Below are 2,250 nucleotides of genomic sequence, written 5' to 3' on the forward strand. Positions count from 1 at the left end.
TCACACCCAAAAAGCGGTTACAGAGGTATTTCTATGAGTTTAGCGTTTGCCGTATCCAAAGTGTTATCGCATCTCCATGCAGCTTGCGCCCATGGAGTCTTTTGAGAACTCTTTACATACTTTTTGATTTGATACAATCATACCCATCAACAAACAATGTCTTGTTTGCTGACGAATCTTTACTTCTTCTAGATTGTTAAAGAACAGTTATTGCTTTTGATCTTAAAAAGACCAAACCTAAATCCCAGTGCGCATACCTTGCACCGACTTAGGTTTGACATTTCACATTTCACACCAAGGAAACTTGGTGGAGGTTGACGGGATCGAACCGACGACCCCCTGCTTGCAAAGCAGGTGCTCTCCCAGCTGAGCTAAACCCCCGAAACTTATTGGTGGGTCTGGTTGGGCTCGAACCAACGACCCCCGCGTTATCAACACGGTGCTCTAACCAACTGAGCTACAGACCCGCTTGGATCAGTACGAGCCTACCATCAACTTCAGCACTTTTACGTGCCGCAGCCTTTGACCGATACCTGTTCTTCTTAACTAACAGACGATAAGTGTGGACGCTTAACTTTCATGCAAACTCTAGAAAGGAGGTGATCCAGCCGCACCTTCCGATACGGCTACCTTGTTACGACTTCACCCCAGTCACGAATCCTACCGTGGTAAGCGCCCTCCTTGCGGTTAGGCTACCTACTTCTGGTAAAACCCGCTCCCATGGTGTGACGGGCGGTGTGTACAAGACCCGGGAACGTATTCACCGCGACATGCTGATCCGCGATTACTAGCGATTCCAACTTCATGTAGTCGAGTTGCAGACTACAATCCGGACTACGATACACTTTCTGGGATTAGCTCCCCCTCGCGGGTTGGCGGCCCTCTGTATGTACCATTGTATGACGTGTGAAGCCCTACCCATAAGGGCCATGAGGACTTGACGTCATCCCCACCTTCCTCCGGTTTGTCACCGGCAGTCTCATTAGAGTGCCCTTTCGTAGCAACTAATGACAAGGGTTGCGCTCGTTGCGGGACTTAACCCAACATCTCACGACACGAGCTGACGACAGCCATGCAGCACCTGTGTTACGGTTCTCTTTCGAGCACTGCCAAATCTCTTCAGCATTCCGTACATGTCAAGGGTAGGTAAGGTTTTTCGCGTTGCATCGAATTAATCCACATCATCCACCGCTTGTGCGGGTCCCCGTCAATTCCTTTGAGTTTTAATCTTGCGACCGTACTCCCCAGGCGGTCTACTTCACGCGTTAGCTGCGTTACCAAGTCAATTAAGACCCGACAACTAGTAGACATCGTTTAGGGCGTGGACTACCAGGGTATCTAATCCTGTTTGCTCCCCACGCTTTCGTGCATGAGCGTCAGTGTTATCCCAGGGGGCTGCCTTCGCCATCGGTATTCCTCCACATCTCTACGCATTTCACTGCTACACGTGGAATTCTACCCCCCTCTGACACACTCTAGCTATGCAGTCACAAATGCCATTCCCAGGTTAAGCCCGGGGATTTCACACCTGTCTTACATAACCGCCTGCGCACGCTTTACGCCCAGTAATTCCGATTAACGCTTGCACCCTACGTATTACCGCGGCTGCTGGCACGTAGTTAGCCGGTGCTTATTCTTCAGGTACCGTCATTAGGGAACCGTATTAGGATTCCCCGTTTCTTCCCTGACAAAAGAGCTTTACAACCCGAAGGCCTTCTTCACTCACGCGGCATTGCTGGATCAGGGTTGCCCCCATTGTCCAAAATTCCCCACTGCTGCCTCCCGTAGGAGTCTGGGCCGTGTCTCAGTCCCAGTGTGGCTGGTCGTCCTCTCAGACCAGCTACTGATCGAAGCCTTGGTGAGCCTTTACCTCACCAACTAGCTAATCAGATATCGGCCGCTCTATGAGCATGAGGTCTTGCGATCCCCCACTTTCATCCGTAGATCGTATGCGGTATTAGCTAATCTTTCGACTAGTTATCCCCCACTCAAAGGTACGTTCCGATATATTACTCACCCGTTCGCCACTCGTCAGCGGAGCAAGCTCCCTGTTACCGTTCGACTTGCATGTGTAAGGCATGCCGCCAGCGTTCAATCTGAGCCAGGATCAAACTCTTCAGTTCAATCTCTGTTTTGTGGCATTGCTGCCTAGCATCTCTGCTATCGCTCACTCAAAATACTGACAGGCCACTTTCTCTCGAAAGCGCCTATTTTCTTCTTTTGTGAACATTTAATGTTTTAAGTTATACG

2 tRNA genes and 1 rRNA gene are annotated in these 2,250 nt (G+C 50.1%); all 3 read right to left on the reverse strand.

From position 1 onward, the window contains the following. Nucleotides 1–305: 305 nt before the first annotated feature. The 3 genes from BM029_RS25450 to BM029_RS25460 all read right to left on the reverse strand — a co-directional run bounded on the left by BM029_RS25450 (nt 306) and on the right by BM029_RS25460 (nt 2,123). A tRNA-Ala gene (locus BM029_RS25450) sits at nt 306–381 on the reverse strand. A 9-nt stretch (nt 382–390) separates the two neighbouring features. Continuing rightward, nucleotides 391–467 (reverse strand) — tRNA-Ile (locus BM029_RS25455). A gap of 125 nt (nt 468–592) precedes the next feature. Next, nucleotides 593–2,123 (reverse strand): 16S ribosomal RNA (locus tag BM029_RS25460). Nucleotides 2,124–2,250: the final 127 nt, after the last annotated feature.

Origin of the sequence: Collimonas sp. OK607 (genome assembly GCF_900111995.1) — a bacterium.
Classification (GTDB): Bacteria; Pseudomonadota; Gammaproteobacteria; order Burkholderiales; family Burkholderiaceae_D; genus Collimonas.